This is a genomic window from Faecalibacterium sp. IP-1-18 (assembly GCF_023347355.1).
Classification (GTDB): Bacteria; Bacillota; Clostridia; order Oscillospirales; family Ruminococcaceae; genus Faecalibacterium; species Faecalibacterium prausnitzii.
Map to the genome: position 1 here is coordinate 2,748,388 of NZ_CP094472.1, position 21,004 is coordinate 2,769,391.

The 21,004-nt window shown below is 57.0% G+C and carries 23 protein-coding genes and 1 tRNA gene; 13 read left to right on the forward strand and 11 right to left on the reverse strand.

The features are described 5' to 3' along the window. Positions 1–42: 42 nt before the first annotated feature. The 4 genes from MTP43_RS13045 to MTP43_RS13060 all read left to right on the forward strand — a co-directional run bounded on the left by MTP43_RS13045 (position 43) and on the right by MTP43_RS13060 (position 4,084). Entirely contained in the window at positions 43–711 is a 669-nt protein-coding gene (locus MTP43_RS13045) for an alpha/beta hydrolase (RefSeq protein ID WP_249235197.1), read from the forward strand. Further along, complete coding sequence (locus tag MTP43_RS13050; protein ID WP_249234886.1) at positions 708–1,145, forward strand: YaiI/YqxD family protein; 438 nt, start codon at positions 708–710, stop codon at positions 1,143–1,145. The genes MTP43_RS13045 and MTP43_RS13050 overlap by 4 nt, the downstream gene beginning before the upstream one ends. Positions 1,146–2,543: 1,398 nt before the next feature. Further along, positions 2,544–2,819 carry a helix-turn-helix domain-containing protein gene (locus MTP43_RS13055; RefSeq protein ID WP_117530179.1) on the forward strand — a complete coding sequence of 92 codons (276 nt, stop codon included), beginning with the start codon at positions 2,544–2,546 and terminating at the stop codon, positions 2,817–2,819. 17 nt (positions 2,820–2,836) lie between these two features. Then, positions 2,837–4,084, forward strand: a complete 1,248-nt coding sequence (locus MTP43_RS13060) for a tyrosine-type recombinase/integrase (protein ID WP_249234887.1) — start codon at positions 2,837–2,839, stop codon at positions 4,082–4,084. 108 nt (positions 4,085–4,192) lie between these two features. Here MTP43_RS13060 and MTP43_RS13065 read toward each other — a convergent pair. From MTP43_RS13065 to MTP43_RS13085, 5 genes are all read right to left on the reverse strand, one after another. Beyond that, positions 4,193–4,283: transfer RNA gene (locus MTP43_RS13065), tRNA-Ser, on the reverse strand. 411 nt (positions 4,284–4,694) lie between these two features. Continuing rightward, the gene (locus tag MTP43_RS13070; RefSeq protein WP_249234888.1) at positions 4,695–5,234 is read right to left on the reverse strand and encodes a twin-arginine translocation signal domain-containing protein; all 540 of its coding nucleotides are present in this window, start codon (positions 5,232–5,234) and stop codon (positions 4,695–4,697) included. A 46-nt stretch (positions 5,235–5,280) separates the two neighbouring features. Continuing rightward, positions 5,281–5,793: a twin-arginine translocation signal domain-containing protein gene (locus MTP43_RS13075; RefSeq protein WP_249234889.1), complete on the reverse strand. Its 513-nt coding sequence runs from the start codon at positions 5,791–5,793 to the stop codon at positions 5,281–5,283. Between the two features lie 170 nt (positions 5,794–5,963). After that, the gene (locus MTP43_RS13080) at positions 5,964–6,581 is read right to left on the reverse strand and encodes a twin-arginine translocation signal domain-containing protein (RefSeq protein WP_015537669.1); all 618 of its coding nucleotides are present in this window, start codon (positions 6,579–6,581) and stop codon (positions 5,964–5,966) included. A 116-nt stretch (positions 6,582–6,697) separates the two neighbouring features. Then, a complete protein-coding gene (locus MTP43_RS13085) occupies positions 6,698–7,393 on the reverse strand; it encodes a helix-turn-helix domain-containing protein (protein ID WP_249234890.1) in 696 nt (231 codons plus the stop codon). Positions 7,394–7,808: 415 nt separating this feature from the next. On the opposite strand from MTP43_RS13085, the gene MTP43_RS13090 reads away from it, so the two are divergent. The 3 genes from MTP43_RS13090 to MTP43_RS13100 all read left to right on the forward strand — a co-directional run bounded on the left by MTP43_RS13090 (position 7,809) and on the right by MTP43_RS13100 (position 9,790). Beyond that, positions 7,809–8,375, forward strand: coding sequence for a leucine-rich repeat domain-containing protein (locus MTP43_RS13090; protein ID WP_129873062.1), 567 nt, complete (start codon positions 7,809–7,811; stop codon positions 8,373–8,375). 38 nt (positions 8,376–8,413) lie between these two features. Beyond that, positions 8,414–9,088 (forward strand): histidine phosphatase family protein, encoded by a 675-nt coding sequence (locus MTP43_RS13095; RefSeq protein ID WP_015537667.1) that lies wholly within the window; start codon positions 8,414–8,416, stop codon positions 9,086–9,088. 96 nt (positions 9,089–9,184) lie between these two features. Then, positions 9,185–9,790, forward strand: coding sequence for a Tat pathway signal sequence (locus MTP43_RS13100; protein ID WP_129873064.1), 606 nt, complete (start codon positions 9,185–9,187; stop codon positions 9,788–9,790). A 263-nt stretch (positions 9,791–10,053) separates the two neighbouring features. Here the strand turns inward: MTP43_RS13100 and MTP43_RS13105 are convergent, their stop codons facing one another. Both MTP43_RS13105 and MTP43_RS13110 read right to left on the reverse strand, forming a co-directional pair. Next, positions 10,054–11,130, reverse strand: a complete 1,077-nt coding sequence (locus tag MTP43_RS13105; protein WP_249234891.1) for a DUF3048 domain-containing protein — start codon at positions 11,128–11,130, stop codon at positions 10,054–10,056. Positions 11,131–11,142: 12 nt separating this feature from the next. After that, positions 11,143–12,366 carry a DUF3048 domain-containing protein gene (locus tag MTP43_RS13110; protein ID WP_249234892.1) on the reverse strand — a complete coding sequence of 408 codons (1,224 nt, stop codon included), beginning with the start codon at positions 12,364–12,366 and terminating at the stop codon, positions 11,143–11,145. Between the two features lie 385 nt (positions 12,367–12,751). Here MTP43_RS13110 and MTP43_RS13115 point away from each other — a divergent pair, with 385 nt between their 5' ends. Next, positions 12,752–13,264 carry a PTS sugar transporter subunit IIA gene (locus tag MTP43_RS13115; RefSeq protein ID WP_015537663.1) on the forward strand — a complete coding sequence of 171 codons (513 nt, stop codon included), beginning with the start codon at positions 12,752–12,754 and terminating at the stop codon, positions 13,262–13,264. Between the two features lie 76 nt (positions 13,265–13,340). Here the strand turns inward: MTP43_RS13115 and nagA are convergent, their stop codons facing one another. The 4 genes from nagA to MTP43_RS13135 all read right to left on the reverse strand — a co-directional run bounded on the left by nagA (position 13,341) and on the right by MTP43_RS13135 (position 17,744). After that, entirely contained in the window at positions 13,341–14,468 is a 1,128-nt protein-coding gene (gene nagA, locus MTP43_RS13120; protein WP_249234893.1) for an N-acetylglucosamine-6-phosphate deacetylase, read from the reverse strand. A 253-nt stretch (positions 14,469–14,721) separates the two neighbouring features. Then, positions 14,722–16,188, reverse strand: a complete 1,467-nt coding sequence (locus MTP43_RS13125) for a PTS transporter subunit EIIC (protein ID WP_249234894.1) — start codon at positions 16,186–16,188, stop codon at positions 14,722–14,724. A gap of 286 nt (positions 16,189–16,474) precedes the next feature. After that, complete coding sequence (locus MTP43_RS13130; RefSeq protein WP_005925435.1) at positions 16,475–16,984, reverse strand: NUDIX hydrolase; 510 nt, start codon at positions 16,982–16,984, stop codon at positions 16,475–16,477. 169 nt (positions 16,985–17,153) lie between these two features. Continuing rightward, complete coding sequence (locus tag MTP43_RS13135; protein WP_113621550.1) at positions 17,154–17,744, reverse strand: RICIN domain-containing protein; 591 nt, start codon at positions 17,742–17,744, stop codon at positions 17,154–17,156. Positions 17,745–17,969: 225 nt separating this feature from the next. Here MTP43_RS13135 and MTP43_RS13140 point away from each other — a divergent pair, with 225 nt between their 5' ends. From MTP43_RS13140 to MTP43_RS13160, 5 genes are all read left to right on the forward strand, one after another. Next, positions 17,970–18,491, forward strand: a complete 522-nt coding sequence (locus MTP43_RS13140; protein ID WP_113621551.1) for a nitroreductase family protein — start codon at positions 17,970–17,972, stop codon at positions 18,489–18,491. Between the two features lie 8 nt (positions 18,492–18,499). Then, a complete protein-coding gene (locus MTP43_RS13145; RefSeq protein ID WP_117530146.1) occupies positions 18,500–18,994 on the forward strand; it encodes a GNAT family N-acetyltransferase in 495 nt (164 codons plus the stop codon). A gap of 111 nt (positions 18,995–19,105) precedes the next feature. Beyond that, positions 19,106–19,399 (forward strand): YerC/YecD family TrpR-related protein, encoded by a 294-nt coding sequence (locus tag MTP43_RS13150; protein ID WP_005925416.1) that lies wholly within the window; start codon positions 19,106–19,108, stop codon positions 19,397–19,399. Positions 19,400–19,473: 74 nt separating this feature from the next. Continuing rightward, the gene (locus tag MTP43_RS13155; protein ID WP_117527940.1) at positions 19,474–20,025 is read left to right on the forward strand and encodes a DJ-1 family glyoxalase III; all 552 of its coding nucleotides are present in this window, start codon (positions 19,474–19,476) and stop codon (positions 20,023–20,025) included. Between the two features lie 15 nt (positions 20,026–20,040). Then, on the forward strand, positions 20,041–20,925 hold the full coding sequence (locus MTP43_RS13160; protein WP_113992453.1) for a fumarylacetoacetate hydrolase family protein: 885 nt from the start codon (positions 20,041–20,043) through the stop codon (positions 20,923–20,925). The last annotated feature ends 79 nt before the right edge of the window (positions 20,926–21,004 follow it).

Sequence of the window (21,004 nt, forward strand, 5' to 3'; positions counted from 1 at the left end):
TCAAAATCTTTTTGGGAGGCTGCCGCAATGAGTGCACAGACAATGCTGATCAGGAACAGGCCTTGCCGCATTTACGGCGAAGCTCATGCAGAATATCTACTGCTCCAAATGACCGGCGAACACGAGTTGCAAAGCATGGAAAGCGAGGTTGCCGCTATTGCACAGAGTGCGCACCACTTTCTGTTTACGGCCGTGCCCGTGGAAAGCTGGAACGATGCACTTTCCCCGTGGAAGTCTCCTGCCGTGTGGGGAAAGCAAGGATTTGGCGGCAAGGCTGCGGAAACCCTGCGCTTTCTGACAGAACAGGTCATCCCCACACTGAAGCAGCAGTTTCCTCTCCCGGAAAACGTCAAAATCATTCTGGGCGGCTATTCGCTGGCCGGGCTGTTTGCGCTGTGGGCATCCACCCAGACAAATCTGTTCTACGGTGTCGCCGCCGCCTCGCCCTCTGTTTGGTTTCCGGGCTGGATGGAGTTTGAACAGCAGCACCCGATACAGACGCAGCACATTTATCTGAGCCTTGGCGACAAGGAAGAGCGCACGAAAAACGCCGCCATGGCTGCAGTAGGAGATAATATCCGCACCCTGCACAGCCGACTTTCAGAGCGTGGCGCAGACTGCACCCTTGAATGGAACAGCGGCGGGCATTTCAAAGACGCCGACCTACGCACTGCGAAAGCCTTTCGGTGGGTGATGGAGGAACACGCATGACCATTTTGATCGATGCAGATGGCTGTCCGGTTGTCGATTTGACATTGCAGATTGCAAAGCAGTTCGGCGTTCCTGTCATCATCCTGCGCGACACCTCGCACCAGATCGAACGTGAGGGTGCACAGACGATGGTATTCGACAAGGGTATCGACAGCGTAGACTTTGCACTGGTCAACCGGGTCAAACCGGGGGATGTGGTCGTAACACAGGACTACGGGCTGGCGAGTATGTGCCTTGCCAAGTGCGCCCGGGTGCTGAACCAGAATGGTCTGGAATACACCGCCGACAACATAGACGCTCTCATGCTGCGGCGGTATGAAAACAAAAAGCTCCTCCGTGCCGGAAAGCACCCCAAGGGGAGCCCAAAGCGGACGAAGGAGCAGGATGTCAGGTTTGCGGACGCGCTTGAGAAGATTTTGAACTGCAACCATTGATACATACTTTTGGAAGGCTGGAAAATCCGGCCTTCTTTTTTTATAAGCGCCAATTGTGACTTTTTTGTTAACTTTCGGAGATGTGGTTGTATTTTGGCCTTTCAACTGGGTTCGTATATGAAGGCTTCTTTTTTTTGGCGAATATCGATTCGAGAGATTACATCTTGGTTACAAGTTATAAATTGTGGGTGCAGAATGGCCTTTTTCGTCGGCTACCAATTAGGGGGATGATTTTTCAAAAGCCCTAAATTCCGAAGATTTTCTATAAAAAGCGGCTCCATGAAAACAGAACAGTTCAATCGTCCGGTACTTCACAAAAGGTACTTCTGTAACTCGCAGCCCGGTCATAACGAAGACGGGGTTGCTGAAATGCCAATGAAGCGGTGCAAGCCCGCTGCTGGACGATTCCCCACCCCTAGGGTGCCGAGGGCGAATATGGGAGACCTATATCATATTGACGCAGATGGACTGTAAGCCTATCTGCGACGCGAGAGTTGAAACTACTGTCAGCTCTCTTTACATTGCCACCTATCCGCAGGTGACACACTTTTTGACGCTATGAAGGATTCTTCTGGCTAGTATCAATTTGGACGATTACATCTTGGTTACAGATTGTAAGTGGTGGGTGCAGAATAGCCCTTTTCGTGGGCTCGTATATAGAGGGGTATTTCTTCGGAGTATCTTCTTTCACGAAGGTTTGCTTGTACTCGTATGATTATTATGACAATTCCGTTTAATAGCAGACGCACGATTTGCAAATGCAAATTGTGACTTTTTTGTTAATTTTCAAAAGCATTGCTACGTTTTGGCCTTTTTCGTCGGCTACCTATTGAGGGCATCTTTTTTCAAGACCACTTTCAACTTCAGGCACCGCCATTGTTGCAAAGTTTCGCCCTCCATCGGTTACCCCATGGACCGACGTTATTTTAACCAAGAAGCTACTTCGGCTATATTTTCCAAGAACTTTTTAACAAATTTCTTTTTCGGGTTACTTTTTGGCCTTTCTCGATGCCTACCAATTAGAGGGACAATTTTTCGGAAGCCTTAAATTTCGAAGATTTTCTATATAACTTCGTTCTTTGAAAACAGAATAGTTCAATCGTCCGGTACTTCACAAAAGGTACTTCTGTAACTCGCAGCTCGGTCATAACGAAGACGGGGTGGCTGAAATGCCAATGGTGCGGTGCAAGCCCGCTGCCGGACGATTCCCCACTCCTAGGGTGCCGAGGGCGAATATGGGAGACCTATATCATATTGACGCAGATGGGCTGCAAGTCTATCTACGATGCGAGAGTTGAAACTACTGTCAGCTCTCTTTACATTGTCACCTGAACGCAGCCTTGCTGCAAAGGATGACACACTTTTTGACCTTAAACTACTTATGCAGAAGGAGTGCCTATGAAGTTTAACGATGCCTATTCCCAGATGTTTCCCGGCTACCCCGATGCCGTCAGCCTTCAGCAGGCTGCGGAGATGCTTGGTCTGAACCGCCACACGGTCGGGGAACTGATCCGTTCCCGCCGCCTGTTTGCGCTTAAAATCGGCCGCACCTACCGTATCCCGAAGCTGAGCGTGATTGAGTTCCTGCTCACCGGACAGAGCACCTTCCCGGCTGGAAATCCGCCGCTGGATGTGGTATGCTGTGGGTGCAGCAACGGACAGCACGCCTGTTAACCCAAAGGAGGTTTATGATGAAAACTACAGGGTCTGTCCAAGAGAAAAATGGACGTTTCTATTTCGTGGTCAATCTTTATGATGCCAACGGTAAGCGGAAGATCAAGTGGATCTCCACAGGTCTGACCGTCCGGGGCAACAAGCGCAAGGCGGAATCCATGCTCCGGGAAGTATTGCTCCACTATGATGAGACTGGGGAGCTGCCCACAGGGCGGGGCGGAGCCTACGAAAAAGTAGATGCTAAAACCGCCAAGCCCCTGCCGCTGCCCCTCCAACCCGTCAACAAGTCGGAGATGCTGTTTCTGGACTATCTCAACGAGTGGGTGCAAGTCCATAAGGCATCCATTCAGCCTGCAACCTTTATCAGCTACAATCGGATGATCACCGGGCGTATCACGCAGTATTTTGAACCGCTGGGCTTGAAGCTGTGCGAGGTCACACCGCAGGTGCTGGATGAGTTTCAGGAGAAGATCTTGCTGGAGGGCTACACCACCAACACGGTCATTCACTACCACGCCATCTTCGGCAAAGCGTTCAAGGATGCCGTCCGCAAGGATTATCTGGAAACCAACCCGATGCTGAAAGTTGACCGCCCGAAGAAGAACAGCTTCCGGCCCAACTTCTACTCCAAGGATGAAGTCCAGCAGCTGCTGGAAGTATCGCAGGATGACCCCCTGCACCTGTGCATCCTCATTACAGCCTACTACGGTCTGCGCCGCAGCGAGGTGCTTGGGCTGAAGTGGTCATCTATCGACTTTGAGCGCAAGTCCATCACCATCAATCACAAGGTGACGGAACAGTTGGTGAACGGCAAGTACGTTCCTGTGGTCAGCGATGTGATGAAGAACAAGACCAGCTGCCGTACTCTGCCGCTGATCCCGGCTGTGGAAGAAGAACTTCTGAAGCAGAAGGAAAAACAGCAGCTTTACCGTAAGCTGTTCAAGAAGAGTTACAGCACCGAGTATCTGGATTTCGTCTGCACCGATCAGGAAGGCAAGCTGATCCGCCCAAACTTCGTGACAGAGCACTTTGATTGGCTGTTGACCAAGTATGGGTTGAAGCATATCCGTTTCCACGATCTGCGCCACAGCTGCGCCAGCCTGATGGTGATGAACGGCGTATCCATGAAGCAGGTTCAGGAATGGCTGGGGCACAGCACCTTTTCTACCACCGCTGACATCTACGCACATCTCGATTACAAGAGTAAACAGGGGTCTGCTGGGGTCATTGCGAACCTTCTGGGAGAATCCAAACTCCCCAAGTAATTATGGATTTATCGTTCATGTATAAAGCATACCGTGATGAAGCAAAAGCGGTCTTTCTCTGCTTGATGCAAAAGAAAAAGTCGCAGATTCGTTTGAATCTGCGACTTCTGGCGGAGATGGTGGGATTCGAACCCACGTGCCCGATTAAGGACAAAACGATTTCGAGTCGTTCTCGTTACGACCGCTTCGATACATCTCCAAGTATATTTTCATGGCAAGTTTACGATTTGTATATCGCAAATCGACCTTGAAACTTGGAACAGTTGCTGTTAGAATATTGTTAGAAAACGCATCGTTCAGACAGGTTCTGAAGCCTGTCAGGACATCAAAATTGACGTTCTCTCGTGTGATATGGAGATTTCTGGCGAAGCATCCACTTAGATTTCGAGTCGTTCTCGTTACGACCGCTTCGATACATCTCCAAAATAAACCTTATACAGTATAGCAAAAAAGCCGGTTGTCGTCAACACTTTTCTCCATGTGCCGTACAAAGGCGCGGTGCTGCGGCCCGAATCATCAGCACGCAGTTTAAAGTAGCTTTACACAAAAAACAGACCGCCGCACAAAGCTTTGTGCAGCGGCCTGCGGTCATAGTTCAGCTATGATACGCTCAGTTCTTGCTGGTGCTCTGATTCGCGATGAACTCTTCGTACACTTCCTTGGTGATCTCCCAAATCATGGAATACTCAGAATTGTCGCGGATGGGAATGTACTGGAACAGCACGGTGTCGCCATCCTGCAACTCGGGGAAGTTGGCAGCTGCCAAATGGAGCGTGATGGGTTTCTTCTGCTCGATTCGGAGATTCTCAGCGTTCAGGATCTGCACGCCACCGTAGTTCATGCTGAAGTAGCGCGATTTGCCCTCAGAATCCTTCACGGCAATCGAGAAACAGTCCGTGGTCAGCCGGATGGGGTTTGCACGGGCAGACTCAATGTCCACCTCCAAAGTGCAGGTGCCTTTCTCGATCTTCATGCTTTTCAGGCCGGCAATGACATTCAAATCGCTTTTGATCGCGCCGGGCAGCGTTTTGCAGACCGGGTTTTTGGGATCCTGATATTCACAGCCGCCCAGCAGACTGGCACCGGCCACTGCCACTGCGGTGGCTGCCGAATACTTCAGGAATGCGCGGCGGGAAAATGTATAAGACATGGCTTATTCCTCCGTTTTTACCAATATGTTCTTCCGGCTGAAGGGGTCAGGTCGTGGAGGGGCCGGATTCCTCCGGTTTCAGCACATCTGCGGTCAGCTTCCAATTGGCGTTGAACTCGCTGTACTGCAGATCGGGATAGAAGGTAAGGGTCACCGGGCCGTCTGTCAGCATATTCAGATCCTTTGCAAACACGTTATAGATAACGGTTTCACCATTCTTGACCTGATAGTACAGCCCATCCGGGCTGGTCACCTGCAACTTGTCGTTCTGGTCGGCCAGATAGCCGTCTGCCATCACGGCAAAGTTCGCCTTGGTCACTTCCAGCGCATTCTTGCGACCGTTTTTCACCACCAACCGGAACGACGTGGTTTTAGTCTCTTTATCGTATGTCACCTGCTCCAGCGTAGAGACGACCTTCAACACCGTGTTGCTACTGGGAACGGTGGTCTGCACCGGGGCATACCCGGAGCAGCCGGTCAGCAGGCTGCTGCCCGCCACAGCCACAGCGGTGAGGGCGGTATATTTCAGGAAAGAGCGGCGGGAAAATTCCCCAGTCATATTCGTTCCTCCTTTGGGACACATCAATACAGATTCTGCCATAGGGCACTACCTATACAATAGGCGAAACAGAGAAAAATGTCAATGATTTTTCACAAAACAAATGTGAAGATTTTGTGGCAACATCGCGCATTTTAGACGAAGCTTAAGTGGTTTTTCTGGTGATTTTGTCAGCTGCGGATCACGTCAGAGGCATTCATGACGAAGGTCAGGCTCTTGCCCTCCAGGAAGGTAGGCACATAAGTGACCTTCAGCTGCTTCCAGTCCTTGGGCACCATGAGCATCAGCACGATGTAGGCGCTGCCCTGCGGGGGCAGGCTCTCCACATCGGAAAAGCTCTGGGAATTGGCGTTGTACAGCGAGATATTGGCGCAGCAGGCTGCGGGCTGGCCATCGCAGACGGCGGTAAAGTCCGGGGTAGCGGCGGCCATGGCCTGAAAGTTTGCGTCCACGTTCTCCAGCGGGGGCACGGGGTAGGCCTCGTTGATGGCGTCAATGCCCTGTGCGCCGATGGCGTAGCTCTCGGTCTTGCTGCGGTTGACGGTGGTCACCCGCACGCCCAGATACTCGTAGCCTGCCGGCTGTACGGGGTCCTGCGTCAGGTGGAACACGCTGGTCAGCTGCACGCCCAAGCCGTTCCAGTTGCGGACGGTATCGCCCACCTTGACCTCTACCACAGTGTCGTTGCCGTTGGACTTGCAGCCGCCCAGCAGGCTGGCTGCGCCCAGTACGGCGGCAGATGCACCGGTGCACTTGAGGAAGCTGCGGCGGGAAATGACAGTAGACATAAGGTATATCCTCCTTGAAGGGTCAGTTTCTTTTTCTTCTTTCTCTGGTTATACCGTTTCCGGCGCACAGATGCAAGAGTCCGGGCTGATTATTTACAACAATTTCACAAGCGGGGTCACTCCTGCGGCGAAAGCCCCTTGACGTGGGTCTCGCTGGTCTTGACCAGATTTAACAGACTGGGCGTGTACAGCGGAAATTCCCGCGTCAGGCTCTCGGTGGTCATGGCAAGGCAGGCGGGGTCCTTGACGCCCTCGCCGCCGTTCACATCCTGCCCGTCCAGCAGCGCCTCCACGTTGGCTTCCGCCATCCGCATCACCGCATCGGAATAGCCGTGCCAGCGGTGGGGCTCAATGCTGAACATACTGGAAGCATTATGCGGCTCCGCAGAGTAGAGTAGCCGGAACATCTTGGCCACCGCCATCATCAGATAGGCACTCACCTCGGTGGTCAACGCCTTGCTGTGGCACTGGCCGATCTTGGCGTAGAGCACGTTCAGGCTGTTGGAGATAAGTTTTTTGTTCATGGTGGGCAGCACGCTGCCGTGGTAGATATTGTCCTTCATCTTTTCAGGGTTGGGCAGATCCTCGGCAGAGAGCATCATGCCGTTGCGCTCGGCGCTGCGCCCCAGCAGGTAATCGCAGGAAACATTATAGTAGTCTGCCACCCGCACCACAAAGTCCAAGCCGCACTCGCGGATGCCTTTTTCGTAGTGGGACAGCAGTGCCTGAGAGACTCCCAGATCCTCTGCCGCCTGCTTTTGGGTGATGCCGCGCTCCTTGCGCAGCAGCTTGATGATACGATTGAACTCCATGGTGTGCTCTCCTCAATGTCCGCAGGATCTATTTTTTGGTAACATCCTTGTTTTTGGTTTACAACAGGTTGATTATACACATTGGAAAACGACTTGTAAAGCAAGAAAAATGCCGATATTTTTCGTCTTTTTTCGTCATTATTGTCAAAAGTCTTGCCGGAGACCCCACATCTATGCTAAACTATGGGTATTAACACATAGATTTTGTGTTTCCGCTGCGGCAAAAAACGACAGGCGTAGTGAAAGCAGGTCTTTTTCGAAACAAAATTTTTTCAAAGAGGTAGTTCCATCTTTCTGCAGTTTGTGCTATAATCTCTTCTTGGCGACTGTTCTTGACCGGCGCACAAATCGGCAAAGGATAAGGCAGACGCTATAAAAGGTAATATACCAAGAATAGGAAAGAGGAAACTTTATCATGAAACTCGAGCGCAAAGTCCGTCTGTGCAGCGCTGCTGCTGCTGTCCTGATCGCTGCCATCGCCCTGACCGGCTGCGGCGGTTCCAAGACCACTGCTTCTTCCGCAGCCGCTTCTTCTGTGGCTGCTTCTACCGCTGCTGCCACCAACAACAGCTGCGGCGAGGGCGTGACCTGGGCACTGGCTGACGGCACCCTGACCATCAGCGGCACCGGCCGTATGACCAACTTCACCAAGGACGCTCCGGCTCCCTGGGCTGATCAGGCCGACCAGATCACCACCGTTGAGGTGGAGGGCACCGTTACCAGCGTGGGCGCTACCGCCTTCAAGGACTGCACTGCCCTGACTACCGTGAACATCGCCGACGGTGTGGAGTACATCGAGGCCGGCGCTTTCAACGGCTGCACCGCTCTGACCGAGGTCAACATCCCCCTGAGCGTGGGCTACATCAAGACCGGCGCATTCAAGGGCTGCACCGCCCTGACCAGCGTGACCATCCGCGACGACTGCCGTCTGGACATGAATGTGTTCCCCGATACCGTGGAGGTCAACTACGCCGAGGGCTAAGCCCTATCCGGAACTTTAAACCAAAAGAGGTGTGATCCATGAAAACCTTCAAGCTTCATCTCATCCGCCACGGCATGACCGCGGGCAACCTGCAGGGCCTGTACATCGGCAGCGGCACTGACCTGCCCCTGTGCGACGAGGGCCGTGCGCAGCTTGCCGAGCTGAAAGAGCGGTTCGTCTACCCGCAGGTAGATACTGTTTTCTCCTCCCCCCTGCTGCGTGCGGTGGAGACTGCCAACATCCTGTTCCCCGGAGCTGCCCACCAGTTTACGGTGCACGATCTGCGGGAGGCCGGTTTTGGCAAGTTTGAGGGACGTCCGGTGAAGGATCTCGTCCACGACGAGGACTTCAAAAAGTGGATCACCCCGGGTTCCGGCTATCTGCCGGAGGGCGCAGAGCCCACCGAGCAGTTCCACGCCCGCTGTGCCGACAGCCTTATGAAGCTGTTTGAGTACATGATCCGCATGGACGTTACCGAGGCCGCCTGCGTGACCCACGGCGGCGTGATCATGAGTATGCTCAGCCAGCGCGCCGTGCCCACCCGCCGCCCCGAGCAGTGGATGGCAGACCCGGGCTGCGGCTACACCGTGCAGACCGATGTACAGCTGTGGATGCGGGACAAGCTGGTAGAGGCCATCGACATCGTACCCTTTGGCTACGCCGACACCCTGCAGGGGCAGGCCGAAGCCGAGGAAAACGAAGCCTACGAATAAGAAAGGGTTACAGTTTCCCGCTGCCCCTTGACAGAACGCGCAGAATCCTTTATTGTTAAAGGGTAGTATTGTATCGTATACAGGAGGAACGCTGTCATGTCCCAATCCATCTCCCGCCGGTCATTCCTGAAATGTGCCGGTTCCGGTGCGGTCAGCCTTGCGGCTGCCCTGCTTACCGGGGTCTGTGCTGCGGCGCAGCAGCCGTGTCTTGCGGGCGAGCCTGCCCTGCTGGACGGCAAAGCCGCCGTGGAGCTGCTGGGCTATGCCCCGGCACCGGAGCTGGGCGGCGTGCTGGTGTACCTCTCGGTGGAAAACCTCTCGGCAGCCAGCCTGCCGGTGGATACCAGCTACCTGCAAAGTCGGGGTCTGCGTACCCGGGAGCAGCTGTATAGCATGGGCACCGGCGTGACCGCTGCCTGCAACGGCCAGAGCGTGCCCTGCGGCAGCTTTGCCGCCCCGCTGTACAACGAGAACGCGGCGGACGCCTCGGTGTTCACCCTGAACCTTGCCGCCGGACGCGGTGCGCTGCTGCACTGCTTCTGCGCTGTGCCGGAGGACTGGCAGACCCTTGAACTGACTTGGCACCCGGACTTTGCCGCCGGGCGCAGCGCCGTCTTTACGGTGCGCCGCGATGCCGACGAGGCCGCTCTGGGCCCCGTGCCCACCACCCCCGCCGAGGTCGGCAGCGTGGTGGATCTGTAACAGCATACCAAAAGAGCCATTGCACAAAATGCGTGCAATGGCTCTTTTTTGTTGAGACCCTCTCAGCTTAACTCCCTCAGTCAAAACCTGACGGTTTTGACAGCTCCCTCGGGGAGGGAGCCTCTGGCGCGCCCGCAAGCTTTACACTTTAGCCGGAAACTGTACCGCTATGCCAAAGACCCCATCCTAGAGGGGGCTGTCGAGCGCAGCGAGACTGGGGGAGTTTCTCCCGGCGTGCGCCTTCTCAGGCTCTTCTGCCGTGGTCACCCGGCACCTACCAGCGCTTCGCCGGTGCTGCTTTGCACCAGCAGCTCCTGCCCGGTAAGGCTGGAAAGCAGGGCGATGTAGCTGCGCCCTGCCGGGAGTTCCAGCGGCTTGCCGTTGGAATCGTAGAGGGCAAGGGTGCTCTGGGTGCCCTGCGTCCATGTGATCTGCCACAGGTGTCCGCCGTTCAGCCAGACGCCGCCGCCCATGGAAAGGTCGTAGTCCAGCGTGCGGCCGTCGTCCCGCAGGGAGGAGCCGCTGTACAGGATGAGCAGATTGTCAAAGGCTGCCTGTGTGCCGGTGTTGGCATCCAGCTGCGGGGTGCCGTCGGCGTGCAGCATCCCGTAGGCGGCAAGGGCGTCGTCATAGACAAAGCCGGTGGCTCCGCCGGACTGGAAATTCACGGTCACGTTTACCGCATCGGCGGCGTTTGCATCCGGCAGATGACCGGTGTCCCGCTGGGGCAGCAGAGCGGGCAGAACGCCTGCCGTCTCGCTCTCGCTGCCGGCGGCGTTCTGGTTCACGGCGGCAGAGATACTCAGGCTGTCCAGCACCGAGGAAACGGCTTTGCCGCTGGTGCGCCACAGGGGCGTGCTGTTCCAGCTGTAACCGGTGCTGACAAAGGCGTTGCACCCCACCTCCTGCGCGTCCACCGCGCGGAGATTGTAGTATTCCAGATACCGTTTGGCGTATGCGCTGCTGCCGCACTGGATGGGCAGCACCTGCTGCCCGCTGAGCAGCCGCCAGTATAAGTCCTGCCCGCGCGTCACCGGCCCTACCACGGGCATGGCGCTGAGGGCGGGGTATACCAGACACAGCTCGGTAGAGCTGCCGCTCTCGGTCAGGGCTTCCAGCACCACCGAGGCGCTGCCGATGCCCCACTGGGTAGTGCTGCCGGTGGTGTTCTCGATGACCACCGCCGCCGCCCGCTGCTCCGGGTACAGCAGCTGCTGCCCGGTAAGCGGGTCTGCCGGGGCGGTGCTTTCTGCCGGCGCAGCGGCGGTGCCCCCGCAGCTGCCCAGCAGCACCGCGCACAGCACGGCTGCACCAAGGCGCAGGCTCCATTTGCGTTTCATGGGTCTCTCCCCTTACTGATAGTTAAAGTTTTGCCACTCGTCGTCGTCCACGATGGCCAGATAGGTCTTGCCGCGGTTGAAGCAGAGCTCGCTGCCGTCGGCGGCATAGACCTTGAGCGGGTGCTCCGGGGATGCCTTCTGCCATGTGCCGTGCTGCACCGCGCCCCGGGTGAAGAAATAGGCTTCGCCGCCGGACACATAGTCCACCTGCTGCACGCCGCCGGAGTCGCCGGGGTAGTCCGCGATGCCTGCAAAGCAGACCAGCAGGTTGGTAAAACCAAGCTGCTTTCCGGTCAGCTCGTCCACGGTGTTTTCAAAAGCACCGTCGGCGCGGCTGTACATGGACATTTTATAAAGGCGTTCCCAGCGGTTGTAGCTGAAGGTGGTCTTGTAGCTGTCCGAGTGCACGATGTTGATGGTCTTGGCGGCGGCAGCACCGGACATCTTGTTCTCTGCGCCGGTGCGGTAGTCCGCAAAGCGGAAGAAGGTGCTCTCGTAGGGATATTCCAGCCCGATGCCTGCGTTGGCGGCAGCCTGCCGGATCTCAGCGCCGGAGGTGAACTCGGTGTGCTCATACGCCACGTTGCGGCCGCGGCTGTCGCGGTGCGCCACATGGGGGTGAGTAGTGGTATTAAAATAGCTCTTGCCGCCGATGTTCAGGCCGGAGTAGTTATACACGTTGATGAACTTGGTGCAGGGGGCGCTTTCGCCGTCGTGGTAGTACAGCGCCTGCCACGGCATGAGCAGCTGCAAAAACTGGTCGCGGCCGGAGCGCAGCGGGCCCACCTCCGGGATGGCGTTGGCATCGTGGTACACCGCGCAGAAGCGGGAGATGCCGCCCTCCACCTTGCTCTCAATGAGCAGGTCAGCCGAGCCGATGCCGCGCTGCGGGCGGGCGTTCTGCCGCTGGGTGTTGCTGATGTTGTTCACCATCACGCCGACAATACGGCCGTTGCTGCGGCGCGGCTCGCCGGTAAGGGGGTCGGCGTTATAGGCGGGCAGGCTGCTGTCGGCGCTCTCTGCCGGGGCTTCGGATGCCGCTCCTGCGTCCGGGGCTGCGGCTTCGGTGCTTTCAGAAGAGACGGCGCCGTCGCTCTTCCCTAAGGTCTGCTGCAGCCAGTCGGAAAAACCGTTGCCCACACAGGCGCTGCCGGCGGGCGCGCAGCCGGACAGAGCCAACGAGGCGGCTGCCAGCCCCGAGACACGGAGAACGGTACGACGCGTGATCTTTTTCATGCAAAAAACCTCCTGATCAAGAAAGCTCTGCGCAGCCCCAGCGCTGTCGGAACGGTTGCGCGCGGTGGATGAAAACGAACGGCCTTTCGGCACTGCTTTGATTGTAATTGTAACGGTTCTTGCGGCATTTGTAAAGTGAAAATTAGCGGCAGCGTAGAAGAGGGGTCACCGCCGGGAAGTGCCCCTTCCGGGGCAGCCCCCGGCAAAAAGGCAGAATCCTCTGCCATGATAGCATGGAGAAAAAGTCCCGGAGAAAAAGTCCCCGCGTTTCTTGCATTTTGGTGCGCGATATGGTATCTTTTTATACAGGTAAACACTTCAGGGTCGGCAAACATTTTGTTGCTTCTGCCGTCCCCTTGAATAATGACAGGAAGGAATGATACTTATGGGTTTTTTTGACAAGCTTTTTGGCGGCAAGTCCAAGGACGAAAACACCGCTAAGTTCACCAACCAGAGCAAGACCGTGCTGACCCCGCTGCAGGGCAAGGTGCTGGCACAGGCCGACATCCCGGACGAGACCTTTGCACAGGGCATTCTGGGCCCCGGCTGCGGCATCGAGCCCACCGGCGACACCGTGTACGCCCCCTTTGACGGCACTGTGACTCAGATCGCCACCACCCTGCACGCTGTGGGCATTACCAGCAACGACGGCATCGAGCTGCTGATCCACGTCGGCATGGACACCGTGGACATGAAGGGTCAGGGCTTTACCGTTCTGGTCAAGGAAAACCAGAAGGTCACCGCCGGCACCCCGCTGCTGAAGGTGGATCTGGACGCCATCCGCGCCGCCGGCCACCCCACCGCCACCGCCATCATCGTGACCGATGGTGCGGGCGACGAAGTGAAGATGCTGGCAGAGGGCGATGTCGCTCCCGGCACCCCGCTGTTCAAGGTCTGATTTTTTGCGGAAAGCGTAGTTTTACAGCATGATGCCGGGCAGTCTGCGGCTGCCCGGCATCACTTTTTTACAAAACTCAGACGATGCGGACACCCTTCTGGATGACAGCCTTGATGTTCAGCTCCTTGTCCGCAAGGATCACGTTGCCGTAGCGTCCGGCGGCAAGGCTGCCGTAGTCGTTATCCACGCCGATGCTCTTGGCGGGGGTCTCGCTGGCGGCGCGGACGGCGCTTTCCAGCGGCACGTTCATCTCCAGCACGGCGCGCTTCATGCAGTCGTACAGACAGGTGTTGCTGCCCGCAATGGTGTCCGGGTGCTCGGTCAGGGTGGCGCGGGGTCCCTTGACCGTGATGGCCTGTCCGCCCAGACTGTATTGGCCGTCCGGCAGGCCGCAGGACATGGCGCTGTCCGCGATCAGGCAGACGCGGTCGTCCCCGAAGGTGTTGAAGGTGAACCGCACCATGGCGGGGTGAATATGCACGTTATCGGTGATCAGCTCCACCTCGGCATCGTGCTCCATGGCTGCAATGATAGGGCCGGGCGCACGGTGGGTGATGCCGGGCATGGCATTGTACAAGTGGGTCATGTGGGTGGCACCGGCTTCAAAGGCCTTGACGGCGGTGTCGTAGTCGGTGCAGGTGTGGGCGATGGAGATGCGCACCTCGTTATGGCACTCCTTGATAAAGTCCAGATTGCCCGGCTCTTCGGGTGCAACGTCCACCAGCTTGATCAGACCGCCCGCACGCTTCTGCAAACGGCGGAACATGGCGGCGTCTGCGCCCTGCACATACTCCGGGTTCTGTGCGCCCACCTTTTTGGGGCTGATGAAGGGGCCTTCCATGTTGATGCCCACAAGGTCGGCGCCCTTGCCGTTTTTATGGGCGGCAGCGGCGTCCATTACCTTGTTCAGGATCTCCTCGGGGTAGGTCATGGTGGCGGGGCAGATGGCCAGCACGCCCTTGCTGGCCTCAAAATCCGCCAGCGTCTGGATGGCCTCCTCGGTGCCATCGCAGAAATCCTTGCCCATTGCCCCGTGGAAGTGGATATCCACAAGGCCCGGCAGGGCGTACAGCCCCTCGGCGTCCAGCACCTCTTCGCCCTCTTCCGGGGCGGCAAAGGGCACGATACGGCCATCGCGGATGATGATGGTGCCGCGCTCAAAAGTGTGGCGCGGGGTATAGACCAGTGCATTCTGAAGGATCATACAAAACACCTCGTTCTTTCCTTGAAGCCGTTTTCATAAGCATTGCACCCCGCTTACGAAAACAGCTTTTTGCTTTTCACCCAGTATAGCACGCCGGGTGTTTTTACAAAAGTCCTTTTGTGTGAACATTGTACCGCTGTGTACAAAAAGCGAGCCGCCGGGAGGGGGCGCTGTGCACCCCGCCCCCGGCGGCCCGGTTCATACTGCAAAATCAACCAGACTTTTGCAGTTCATTCTTTTCAGAAGTGCAGGATCACAGCATCTTCTTCAGCTCGTCGTACACGAACTGAACCTTGGTGCCAATGATGACCTGGCAAGCGTTCTTGCTGGGACGGATAACACCGGCAGCACCGGCAGCCTTGACAGCCTTCTCGTCGACCTTGGCGTTATCCTTCACCTCAAAACGCAGACGGGTTGCGCAGTAACCAACGTCCTTCACGTTCTCCTTGCCGCCGACAGCAGCCAGAACAGCAGAAGCGACTTCGGTGTAGTTGTTGTTGGCCAGAACGACCTTCTTCTCAGCTTCCTCGTCGTCATCCTCACGGCCGGGGGTCTTCAGGTCGAACTTGGTGATGGCGAAGTAGAACACGAAGTAGAACACCAGGAATGCTGCGATGCCCAGAGGAATGATCATCCAGGTCTTAGCAGCTGCGGGCAGGGATGCAGAGAAGATCAGGTCGGTAGCACCTGCGGAGAAGCAGAAGCCAGCACGGAAACCGGTGTAGTAGGTGATGATGGTGAAGATGCCGTACAGAGCGGAGTACACAACGTACAGCGGGAAGCACAGGAACATGAAGCCGAACTCGAAGGGCTCGGTAACGCCGCAGACGAATGCGCAGATTGCAGCGGACAGAACCAGACCAATAGCGGCCTTCTTGTTCTTAGCGGTCTTGACCATAGCCAGAGCAGCGCCCATGATACCGAACATCATGCAGGGGAAGAAGCCGGACATATACATACCAAGGCTCCAGTCCACATCAGCGGAAGTCTCGCCAGCCCAGAAGTGGCTCAGGTCGCCCAGACCGATGGTATCGAACCAGAACACGTTGTTCAGAGCGTGGTGCAGGCCGGTGGGGATGAGCAGACGGTTCAGGAAGGCGTAGATGCCGGCGCCGATGCCGTCCATGCCAGCGATGCCCTTGCCCAGAGCGACCAGTGCGTCGAAGATGACGGGCCAGACGAACAGCAGAACAACGGACACCAGAATGGAGATCAGACCGGTAGCGATCGCAACGAAGCGCTTGCCGGAGAAGAATGCCAGCCAGTCAGGCAGCTGGGTATTCTTGAACTTGTTGTAGCAGGCAGCACCCACAACAGCGGCCAGAATGCCGATGAAGGAGTTGCCGGCGACCTTCTGGAAGGCAATGTAGGTAGCAGTGCCCTCTTCCAGGGTGCGCACCATGCCGACCACGCCGGGGCTCAGCAGCTGCTGCATCATCAGGTAGCTGACCAGACCGGCCAGACCTGCGGTACCGTCGTTGTCAGCCAGGCCGACAGCGGCACCAATGGCAAACAGCCATGCCATGTTATCGATCAGAGCGCCGCCTGCCTTGACCAGCAGGAAGCCGACGGTATAAGCTGCACCGGAAGTCGGTGCACCGGGAACGCCCATAACGCCCGGAGCGAGGGCATAACCAAGACCCATCAGGATGCCGCAGATCGGCAGCACAGCGACGGGAAGCATCAGCGCTTTGCCCAGTTTCTGGAGATACTTCATCATAAGACACATTCCTCCTTAAGAAATGTTTGTGTTTACAGACAGTCTCTGGTTGCAGGCTGTCCACAGTTCCGTAACAGAATAGTAACATATTTTTGCAAAAAAAGAAAGTGGTTTTTTCTTTTTTCTATTAAAATGCGTCAAAAGTCCTTATTCGATGGCACATCTGTCAGTATTTTTTGTTTTTTCTGCACGCGTCCTGATTTAAGTGCTGAAAAATCTTTTCTTTTTATGTCTATTTTATCCAAACAGTTGCATCCCACCATAAGTCCATATATTTTGCACCTTTTTATACGATGCGTTTTCCGTCCAGCACGGCCTGTTTCAGGGTGTCGCCGTCATACACCAGCTTGAGGGAAAAGTAGGGGTGCTCTTCCTCCAGCAGACGGAAAAAGAGCTTATCTCCCTCCCAGATGGGCAGTTTTTGCACCTCAGACTTTTGCACCCACTGCAATTCGCCCTCGGCGCAGGCATCGCCCCTTATCATCTCGCCCTCCCACCGGTCGGCGGTGTACAGATGGATAAACTCGGTCATGTTGCCCCACACAAAGGTCAGCAGTCCCCGGGCACGGTAGCGCGTCAGGGTAAGGCCGGTCTCTTCCCGCACCTCCCGCACAAGGCAGTCCTCCGGGCTTTCAAACCGTTCAAATTTGCCGCCCACACCCACCCATTTGTCGTGGTTGTAGTCGTCCTGCTTTTTGATGCGGTGCAGCATCAGATAAGCGTCCTCCCGCTCCAGATAGCAGAGCGTAGTGCTGAAGATGGGAAATTCCGGGTCCATAAATGCGCCTAAGTTCATTGGTCGTTCTCCTTTTTTGTCCGATGTTTTTGTCAGCGTCTGAGCGGGCGGGGCCGCTGACCGTATCTCTTTTCATAAGAAAGGGCTGCTGCATGAAACGCTGTGCAGCAGCCCTTTGGGAAGTGCCTCCGCTGCGGATGCCCACAAAGCAGCGGAAGCGTTTTTCGATTTATGCCTTGCGCCCGGCGCGGCCCTTGCCTGCGCTGTTCAGCTTGCGCACCAAGTCGTTCTGGTGCTTGCGCTGGCTGGGGGTGGGCTGGGGGTCTTTGGCCTCCCCTGCACGCTTGCCGGTCTGGGCAACGTCGGGATCGATGCGTTCCAGCGTCCACTCCTGATTGCCGCCCGCCACATAGTTCCAGATCTGCGCCTGTGCGCCATTGGCGGTGTTCATGCCCACAAGGTCGATGTATTTATCCGCCAGCACATTGCGGATGCGGGTGCGCCCGCTGCGGGTAGGTTCCAGCGCCCAGCACTGGCTCAGCCCGCTGGTGCGGCTCCACTGGTGCAGCCATGTGCCCTCCACCACACCGCCAAGCGCCAGATCGATCATCTTGCCGGTAAAGCGGTTCTGGATGCGCCAGCGTCCCTCGCCCGCGTCCACAAACTGCCACTGCTGCCACGGATGGCCCGCATAGCTCCACAGCTGGATACCGGCGCCGTTCTCCGTGTTGAAATCCTTTACTTCCAGTACCTTCCCATTGGGGGCCTTGATAATGTAGTATTCCCCCTCCATAATGACGACCTGCGATGCCTTTGCCATAGAGCACAACTCCTTTCCGCTATGGTAGCCCTATTATACCCGATTTGCCCGCTGGCAACAAGAATGCTTTTCCATAATCTTTCTTTTGTTTTTTGTGCATTCTGCCGTGTTTTTGCGTCGGGAACGTTTTCAGGAACCGATCATGATTTTTACCGGCGGGCACTTTGCACTCTGGCGCAGGTTGTGGTACAATAAAGCCATCCACTATTAAGGAGGGGATCTTTCATGACTAACGAGACTTTACAAACCATTCGCAGCCGCCGCAGCTGCCGCGCCTACGAGCCCCGGCAGATCACGGATGCCGAGCTGGACGCCGTACTGGAGGCCGGCACCTACGCCGCCAGCGCTATGGGACGCCAGAGCGCTAAGATCGTGGTCGTGCAGGATGCCGCCACCCGTGCCCAGCTGACCCGGATGAACGCCGCCGTCATGGGCGCCGACAGCGACCCCATGTACGGCGCGCCCACCATTCTGGTGGTGCTGGCCGATGCCCACGCAAACTGCGCCGTGCAGGACGGCAGCCTTGTCATGGGCAACCTGATGCTGGCTGCCGCATCGCTGGGGCTGGGCAGCTGCTGGATCAACCGCGCCAGGGAGGAGTTCGACTCCGCCGAGGGCAAGGCACTGCTGAAACAGTGGGGCATCGAGGGCGACTGGATCGGCGTAGGCCACTGCATTCTGGGCTACCCCGCCGCCGCACCCAAGCCCGCCGCGCCCCGCAAACCGGACTACATTGTAAAAGTATAAGGAGTTTTATGAAGCCTGATTACAAGCTGGTCGCAAAGGCCAAATACATCCACAACACCGCCGACCTTGCCAGCGAGCTGTGGCACGAGGTCTACAAGCGCTACTACCCCGCAAAGCAGCTGGACACCCTTGTGGAGGAGCTGCAAAGCGCCGACGCCATTGAAACGGACATCGACAATGACGTGAACTATTTTCTGGTGTTTCTGGGGGGCAAGCTCATCGGCTACTTTGCGTGGAAGATGGAGAACGCCGCCCTGCACCTGATGCACCTGTACCTCAAGCCGGAATACCGCGGCAAAGCCATCGGCCGGGATATCGTGCAGACCTGTGAGCGGCTGGCCAAGGGCGAGGGCAAAGGCCGGGTGTGGTGCACCATCCACGCCAAGGCGCTGCCGGTACAGCAGTTCTTCAAGGCGCTGCGCTACCGCGAACTGCGCCCCGCCGAGCAGGAAAACGGCACCGTGCCCCGCAACGAGCTGGTGTATGAGCACACCCTGAGCTGATTTCCGAAAAATCACAAAATAGCCATTGAAATTTATCCGCGTTTGTACTACACTGATGTAGTGTAATAAAGCCGCTGTCTGCGGGCATTTTGTGCAAAAAAGGAGACTATCATGGCGAAAGATCATCCCACCGGCAACTCCGGCCTGTACCGGGCTTTTCTGCAGCTCAAGACCCCGGAGGAATGCTATCGTTTTCTGCAGGACGTGTGTAGCTATTCGGAACTCAGCGCAATGGAGCAGCGCTACAACATTGCCGAGTTGCTGGCCGACAAGTGCATCTACACCGAGATCATGGACAAGACCGGCGCGTCCAGCGCCATCATCAGCCGGGTCAGCCGGGTGCTGAGCGCGGACGATAGTGTGCTGCGTGCGCTGCTGGAAGCTGAAAAAAAGGCCGCTGACTGATACAAAAGCCGCGTACCGCCCAAAGCTGCGGCACGCGGCTTTTCTTTTTAAGATTTGAACAGGAGGTTATTCTTATGGCAAAAGCTGTTGTATTTTTTGCGGAGGGCACCGAGGAGTGCGAAGCTCTGCTGGTGGTGGATCTGCTCCGCCGCGCCAAGGTGGAGGTGCTGGTGGCCAGTGCTTCCGGCAGCCGGGAGATTCTGAGCAGCCATAAGGTGCACATCACCGCTGATGCGCTGGCAGAGGAGGTCGATTATTCCGATGTAGATCTGGTGGTGCTGCCCGGCGGCATTCCCGGCACGCCGAACCTTGCCGCCAACAAGACGGTGACCGACACCTGCATCGCCTTTGCAAAGGTGGGCAAAAAGGTAGCCGCCATCTGCGCCGCACCCAGCGTGCTGGCAGCACTGGGTCTGCTGGAGGGCAAAAACGCCACCGCTCACGCTGCATTTCAGGACAAGCTGACCGGCGCCCATGTGCTGGACGCCGAGGTGGTCGTGGATGGCAACATCACCACCAGCTACGGTCTGGGCGGTGCTATCCCCTTTGCGCTGGAATTGGTACGTCAGCTGGCGGGAGAAGCGGAAGCCGACCGCATCCGCAACGCCATCGCCTACCGGCACTGAGAGGAGGGAGACTGTATGCGTTTTGTTACCTGCCGTCTGCCGGACGGTGTGGAGGACCCCGCCATCCTCTCGCAGGACGGCACACAGGTCTGGCCGCTGAGCTGGCTGGGGCTCTCCTACGAGACCCTGTCTGACGCCATTCCCTTCCTCACCCCGCAGGTGCGGTTCGGCTTGCAGCTGGCCATCAGCGGCATCCCCGCGCTGCCGGTGGAGGCCGTCACCCTGCAAAGCCCCATCCCCTGCCCCGCGCAGGACGTGGTCTGTCTGGGCATCAACTATATGGCGCACTCGGACGAGGCCGAAAAGTACTCTGCGGACGCCTTTTCCACCCAGCATCAGGACGCCATCTACTTCTCCAAGCGAGTCAGCCGCGCGGTACCGGACGGTGGCTTCATCGAAGCACACACCGACCTTGTGCAGAAGCTGGACTACGAGTGTGAGCTGGCTGTGGTGCTGGGTAAGGACGCCAAGGATGTGCCCGCCGGGCAGACCAAAGACTATGTGTTCGGCTACACCATCCTGAACGATGTCTCCGCCCGGGACGTGCAGACCGCCCACAAGCAGTGGTATTTCGGCAAAAGTCTGGACGGATTTACCCCCATGGGGCCCTGCATCGTCACGGCCGATGAATTTGACACCTACCCGCCCGCGCTGCCCATCCGCAGCCGGGTGAACGGCGAGCTGCGGCAGGATTCCAACACCAAGCTGCAAATTTTTGATATCGACCATGTCATCCACGAGCTTTCGCAGGGCATGACCCTGAAAGCCGGTACCATCATCGCCACCGGCACCCCTGCCGGGGTGGGCATGGGCATGGACCCGCCGCAGTTTTTGCACCCGGGCGACACCGTGCAGTGCGAGATCGAGGGAATCGGCACGCTGACCAACACCGTGCGCTGAATCCCCTTGTGGAACTGCCTAAAATTTTACACAGATTTCAGTCCGATTGCACGAAATGCCGCCGCAGTACTGCTCTTTT

Coding starts and splice junctions, on each gene's coding strand:
- MTP43_RS13045 (WP_249235197.1), top strand. CDS start 43: ATGCTGATCAGGAACAGGCCTTGCCGCATTTACGGCGAAGCTCATGCA.
- MTP43_RS13050 (WP_249234886.1), top strand. CDS start 708: ATGACCATTTTGATCGATGCAGATGGCTGTCCGGTTGTCGATTTGACA.
- MTP43_RS13055 (WP_117530179.1), top strand. CDS start 2,544: ATGAAGTTTAACGATGCCTATTCCCAGATGTTTCCCGGCTACCCCGAT.
- MTP43_RS13060 (WP_249234887.1), top strand. CDS start 2,837: ATGAAAACTACAGGGTCTGTCCAAGAGAAAAATGGACGTTTCTATTTC.
- MTP43_RS13070 (WP_249234888.1), bottom strand. CDS start 5,234: ATGTCTTATACATTTTCCCGCCGCGCATTCCTGAAGTATTCGGCAGCC.
- MTP43_RS13075 (WP_249234889.1), bottom strand. CDS start 5,793: ATGACTGGGGAATTTTCCCGCCGCTCTTTCCTGAAATATACCGCCCTC.
- MTP43_RS13080 (WP_015537669.1), bottom strand. CDS start 6,581: ATGTCTACTGTCATTTCCCGCCGCAGCTTCCTCAAGTGCACCGGTGCA.
- MTP43_RS13085 (WP_249234890.1), bottom strand. CDS start 7,393: ATGGAGTTCAATCGTATCATCAAGCTGCTGCGCAAGGAGCGCGGCATC.
- MTP43_RS13090 (WP_129873062.1), top strand. CDS start 7,809: ATGAAACTCGAGCGCAAAGTCCGTCTGTGCAGCGCTGCTGCTGCTGTC.
- MTP43_RS13095 (WP_015537667.1), top strand. CDS start 8,414: ATGAAAACCTTCAAGCTTCATCTCATCCGCCACGGCATGACCGCGGGC.
- MTP43_RS13100 (WP_129873064.1), top strand. CDS start 9,185: ATGTCCCAATCCATCTCCCGCCGGTCATTCCTGAAATGTGCCGGTTCC.
- MTP43_RS13105 (WP_249234891.1), bottom strand. CDS start 11,130: ATGAAACGCAAATGGAGCCTGCGCCTTGGTGCAGCCGTGCTGTGCGCG.
- MTP43_RS13110 (WP_249234892.1), bottom strand. CDS start 12,366: ATGAAAAAGATCACGCGTCGTACCGTTCTCCGTGTCTCGGGGCTGGCA.
- MTP43_RS13115 (WP_015537663.1), top strand. CDS start 12,752: ATGGGTTTTTTTGACAAGCTTTTTGGCGGCAAGTCCAAGGACGAAAAC.
- nagA (WP_249234893.1), bottom strand. CDS start 14,468: ATGATCCTTCAGAATGCACTGGTCTATACCCCGCGCCACACTTTTGAG.
- MTP43_RS13125 (WP_249234894.1), bottom strand. CDS start 16,188: ATGATGAAGTATCTCCAGAAACTGGGCAAAGCGCTGATGCTTCCCGTC.
- MTP43_RS13130 (WP_005925435.1), bottom strand. CDS start 16,984: ATGAACTTAGGCGCATTTATGGACCCGGAATTTCCCATCTTCAGCACT.
- MTP43_RS13135 (WP_113621550.1), bottom strand. CDS start 17,744: ATGGCAAAGGCATCGCAGGTCGTCATTATGGAGGGGGAATACTACATT.
- MTP43_RS13140 (WP_113621551.1), top strand. CDS start 17,970: ATGACTAACGAGACTTTACAAACCATTCGCAGCCGCCGCAGCTGCCGC.
- MTP43_RS13145 (WP_117530146.1), top strand. CDS start 18,500: ATGAAGCCTGATTACAAGCTGGTCGCAAAGGCCAAATACATCCACAAC.
- MTP43_RS13150 (WP_005925416.1), top strand. CDS start 19,106: ATGGCGAAAGATCATCCCACCGGCAACTCCGGCCTGTACCGGGCTTTT.
- MTP43_RS13155 (WP_117527940.1), top strand. CDS start 19,474: ATGGCAAAAGCTGTTGTATTTTTTGCGGAGGGCACCGAGGAGTGCGAA.
- MTP43_RS13160 (WP_113992453.1), top strand. CDS start 20,041: ATGCGTTTTGTTACCTGCCGTCTGCCGGACGGTGTGGAGGACCCCGCC.